3 protein-coding genes are annotated in these 4,486 nt (G+C 73.8%); 2 read left to right on the plus strand and 1 reads right to left on the minus strand.

The window, feature by feature from the left end:
* The first annotated feature begins 96 nt into the window (after positions 1 to 96).
* Positions 97 to 1,707 carry a beta-N-acetylhexosaminidase gene (locus tag ACFWIA_RS34970; protein ID WP_387011313.1) on the plus strand — a complete coding sequence of 537 codons (1,611 nt, stop codon included), beginning with the start codon at positions 97 to 99 and terminating at the stop codon, positions 1,705 to 1,707.
* A 99-nt stretch (positions 1,708 to 1,806) separates the two neighbouring features.
* Here ACFWIA_RS34970 and ACFWIA_RS34975 read toward each other — a convergent pair whose 3' ends face one another.
* The gene (locus tag ACFWIA_RS34975; RefSeq protein ID WP_387011311.1) at positions 1,807 to 3,747 is read right to left on the minus strand and encodes a DUF2264 domain-containing protein; all 1,941 of its coding nucleotides are present in this window, start codon (positions 3,745 to 3,747) and stop codon (positions 1,807 to 1,809) included.
* 210 nt (positions 3,748 to 3,957) lie between these two features.
* Between ACFWIA_RS34975 and ACFWIA_RS34980 the strand changes: the two genes are divergently transcribed.
* Entirely contained in the window at positions 3,958 to 4,353 is a 396-nt protein-coding gene (locus tag ACFWIA_RS34980) for a GNAT family N-acetyltransferase (RefSeq protein ID WP_387011312.1), read from the plus strand.
* The last annotated feature ends 133 nt before the right edge of the window (positions 4,354 to 4,486 follow it).

Raw genomic sequence — 4,486 nt, forward strand, 5'->3', positions numbered from 1 at the left:
ACCCCGGCGCGCACCGGCCGCACGTCCACGCACCCCGTACCCGGTCCCGTCCGCCGCACGGATCCGGACCGCCGCCCGACCGACGTTGGAGTCGCGATGATCATCCCCCGCCCGACTGAACTCGACCCCGGTGAGGGCGCGTTCACCATCACGTCCACCACCCCGATCACCGCGGAACCGCCCTTGGAGCGGGCCGCCCACTGGCTCCGCAGCACCCTCGCCCCCGCGCTCGGCGGACCCGCGCCCGCCGAGGGGGAAGGACCGGCCGTCCGCTTCCGGCACGCCCCGGACCTGGCCGAGGAGGCGTACCGGCTCACGGTCACCCCGGGCGGGGTGCTGGCCGAAGCGAGCGCGCACCCCGGCGCCTTCTACGCGGCGCAGTCACTGGTCCAGTTGCTGCCGCCCGCGGTGTACCGCAGCGCGGGGGCGCCACTGCCGCTGAGGCTGCCCGTCGTCACCGTCGCCGACGCGCCCCGGTTCGGTTGGCGCGGCACCCTGATCGACGTGGCCCGGCACTTCCTGCCCAAGCGGGAGGTCCTGCGCTACCTCGACCTGATGGCCCTGCACAAGATCAACGTGCTGCACCTGCACCTGACGGACGATCAGGGGTGGCGGATCGAGATCAAGCGCTATCCCGCGCTCACGGAGACCGGCGGCTGGCGCAAGGGGTCCACCGTGGGGTCCTCGCGTCACGGTCGTCACGAGGACCGTCCGCACGGCGGTTTCTACACCCAGGACGACATCCGTGAGATCGTGGCGTACGCCGCCGAGCGCGCCATCACCGTGGTGCCGGAGATCGACCTCCCCGGTCACACCCAGGCCGCGATCGCCGCGTACCCCGAGCTCGGCAACAGCGACGCCCCGGTGGAGGTCCGCACTGCCTGGGGACCGGGCGAACACGTCCTGAACGCGGAGGAGTCGACGCTCGCGTTCTTCCGGAACGTCTTCGACGAGGTGCTGGAACTGTTCGACTCCCGGTACGTCTGCATCGGCGGGGACGAGTGCGTCAAGACGGAGTGGCGCAGCGACGCACGGGTCCAGCAGCGGATGCGCGAGCGGGGTCTCGCCGACGAGGACGCCCTCCAGTCCTGGTTCGTGCGCCACTTCGACGAGTACCTGACCGCGCGGGGGCGGGCCCTGTTGGGCTGGGACGAGATCCTGGACGGGGGTCTCGCGGACGGTGCGACCGTGATGTCGTGGCGGGGCACGGGCGGAGCGGTCGCCGCGGCCCGTGCCGGGCACGACGTCATCGCCTGTCCGCTGACCGACGTCTACTTCGACTACCGCCAGTCGGACGACCCGGACGAGCCGATTCCGGTGGGCTGCGTGATCGGCCTGGCGGACGCCTATGCCTTCGAGCCCGTTCCCGAGGGCCTGTCGCCGAGCGAGGCGGACCACGTCCTCGGCGGTCAGGCGCAGTTGTGGACGGAGCCGGTGGACGGTCCGCGGGCCCTGGACTACTTGGCCTTCCCGCGGCTGGCCGCGTTCGCCGAGGCCGTCTGGACCCTCGGGACCCGTGACTACGCGGAGTTCGAGCCGCGGCTGGTCCACCATCTGGCCCGGCTCGACGCGCTCGGGGTGGAGTACCGTCCGCTGGCCGGGCCGCACCCCTGGCAGCGGCGCCCCGACGCGCTCGGCTGGCCGCGTTCGCGCGCCGAGATGCTGGACGACGTGCTGGGCGGTCCGGAGCCGACGCCCGGCGACTGACCCGTCCGGCCCCGCCGGCGGAACCCGCCCCGCCACCGCGCACCGCGGTGGCGGGGCCCCTTGCGTTCCCGTGGGGGGACGGTGGCCGGGTGCGCGGTCTCAGGTGGGACGCGGAACGAGTCGGGGGCCCGCGGCGTCCCCGGGCCGGTCGAAGCGAACGGTGCTGCCGTCCGGCAGGTCGACCTCCACCCGGGTCTCCCGGACCCGCAGGGTGAGGGGCGGTGGGGCCGCCAGGTCGAGGGGGGCTGCGCTGAGGACCGCGCAACTCGCGTACAGGGCGGTGCCACCGGGGTGGTCCGCCGTCAGGTACGGGAGTGCGGCATGGCGGCCCAGCGCGTTCACGCCCTCGGCCTCGCTGACGCCGAGTCGGTCGTGACCGTGCAGCGGGGCGAGGGCGCTGACGGTGCCGTCGGCGCGCACCGCGCTGGCCCAGCGGCCGGTTCCGGTCGTGGGCGGGGCGGCGGCGGCCACCGGGTGGCCGCCCTCCCGGACCCGCCAGCCCGCGGGGGCGGTGACCGCGTGCAGACGGGTCTCGAATCGGCCGTGGGCGACGGTGTGGGTCTCCACCCGGACGTCGGGTTCCGGCGTCAAGGTGTCGCCCGTACCGGGCCGCAGCGGCACGTACCAGGAGCCGGCCGTGGCCCAGGTGTCGCCGCGCACGGTGCCGAGCGGGGTGAGCGGGCCGCGGCGCAGGGTGGTGCCGTCGGGCGCGGTGAGGACCAGTTGGTTGTCTGGCCGGTGCTCGGAGGGCTCGATCCAGGGGCCGGTCGTGGTGGAGTACGCGAGGCGGGCGTAGAAGGGGTCGTCGCCGTGCGAGCCGAGTCCCGCACCGTCGCTGCCGTGGTTGTGCAGTCGGACGATGCCGTCGACCGCCGTGCCCTGGACGAGCCAGTTCGCCGGGGCGACCCCGGTCAGGGTGTCCGCCCGTTCGACGGGCAGCGGCTCTTCGGGCGCCGTCCACACCGGATGGGTGGCGGGCAGCAGGAGTCCGAGGAAGCCCTTGGCCGCCCAGTAGGGCGAGGCGGGGCCCGAGTAGGGCTGGGTCATGGGCAGGAACGCGTCGTACCACCCGAGGGACAGCAGTCCTTCGGGTCCGGGGGCACCGCGTTCCGCGAAGTGCCGCAGCACGCCGGTGGCGGCGCGGCGGGTGAGTCCCGGGGCGAGGGGGGAGCAGTCGAAGAGGGCGCCGGTCCACAGGGGCGCGGCGGCGGCGAAGCGGTAGGTGAGGGAGCGGCCCTGGTGGAGGGGTGCGCCGTCGGCGCCGACCAGGTGGACGTAGTCCGTGAGGAAGCGGTGCAGCCGTTCGCGGTAGGTGGCGGCCCGCTCCTCGGCGAGCGCCCGGCGCGGTCCCCCGCTGGCCATCCGGGTCCACATCAGCGGGTACAGGTGCAGCGCCCAGCCGTTGTAGTGGTCGATGCGGCGTCCGTCGCCGTCGGTGTACCAGCCGTCGCCCAGGTACCAGCCCTCCAGGGCGTCGAGGCCGCGCACGATCTCGTCGTGACGGTGCTCGGCTCCGGCGGAGCACAGGAACTCCTCCACCAGGGTTTGGAAGAGCATCCAGTTGTTGGGGACGGTGCGGCGCCCCACGAATCCGCCGAGCCAGTCGAGGACGTGTTCCCGGGCACCCGGCTCCAGCGCGTCCCAGAGCCAGGGGCGGGTCAGGTGCAGGGCCAGCGCGACGGACGCGGCCTCGACCATGGGTTGGCCGCGGTCCGCGGAGATCCTGGGCCAGGCTTCGGGGTGGTCCGGGTCGGCGCCGGCCGTCAGCCCGGAGGCGTACCGGTCGAGCAGGGCGGTCGCCTCGGGGCCGGTGCCCCGGGCTCCGGCGATGCGCAGTGCCGCGAGGAGGAAGGTCCGGGCGAAGCCTTCCAGGGCGTCCGATTCCCGGCCCGACCAGGAGGTCCGGCCGGGCAGTTCGATGCGGGCGAAGGAGGGCGAGGCGTGGCGGGTGACGGCGCTCAACAGGGTGTCGGCGGCCCGCTCGCAGCGCGCCCGGTCCCATCCCGCGTCGGCCGGTCGTCCGGTGTCGTCGACGGTCATGCGGGTCCCCCGTTTCGTGGAGCGGAGTGCCGGCCGGTCCGGGGCGGGGCCCGTCCGTGGCGTGAACGCCCGGGCACCGCACGGCCAGGGGACCGCCCCACCCCTCACCCCAATAGCTCACAGTAAGCACCAAAAGTTACCACGAACGGACGGATTCCCACATGATTGAAGAGGGGTTCCGCACGTCACGGCAGCACCTACGATGCCGTCGTGACGATCACTTACACCTGGCGCGGAGACTTCGCCGACGAGGACGTCAACCTCCTGCACGCGGAGGGGTTCGGGCACCCGGTGCTGCCCATCCGCTGGCACGCCCAGGTCCACCGGCACAGCCTCGGTTGGGTCTGCGCCCGGAGCGGGGGGCGGCTCGTCGGCTTCGTGAACGTCGCCTGGGACGGCGGGGTGCACGCCTTCGTCCTCGACACCGTGGTCACCGCGGAGCTGCGCGGACGGGGCATCGGCGGCGGACTCGTGGCCGAGGCCGTCGGCGGCGCCCGGGCGGCGGGCTGTGAGTGGTTGCACGTCGACTTCGACGACCATCTGCACGGGTTCTACGTCGACGCGTGCGGTTTCGCTCCCACCCCGGCGGGGCTGATCGCGCTCTAGTACGGACGAGGGCGGGGGGGGGGGGGCCCGGGGCGCCCCCCCCCCCCCCCCCCGACCGGAAAACCCGGGTTGCACCCGGGTTTGGGGTTCGTTTTAAAAAAAAACAACCCCCCCGACCAAGAAACAAAGACGG

It is taken from the genome of Streptomyces sp. NPDC127068, assembly GCF_042724695.1.
In the GTDB taxonomy this organism is placed as follows: Bacteria; Actinomycetota; Actinomycetes; order Streptomycetales; family Streptomycetaceae; genus Streptomyces.

Coding starts and splice junctions, on each gene's coding strand:
- ACFWIA_RS34970 (WP_387011313.1), top strand. CDS start 97: ATGATCATCCCCCGCCCGACTGAACTCGACCCCGGTGAGGGCGCGTTC.
- ACFWIA_RS34975 (WP_387011311.1), bottom strand. CDS start 3,747: ATGACCGTCGACGACACCGGACGACCGGCCGACGCGGGATGGGACCGG.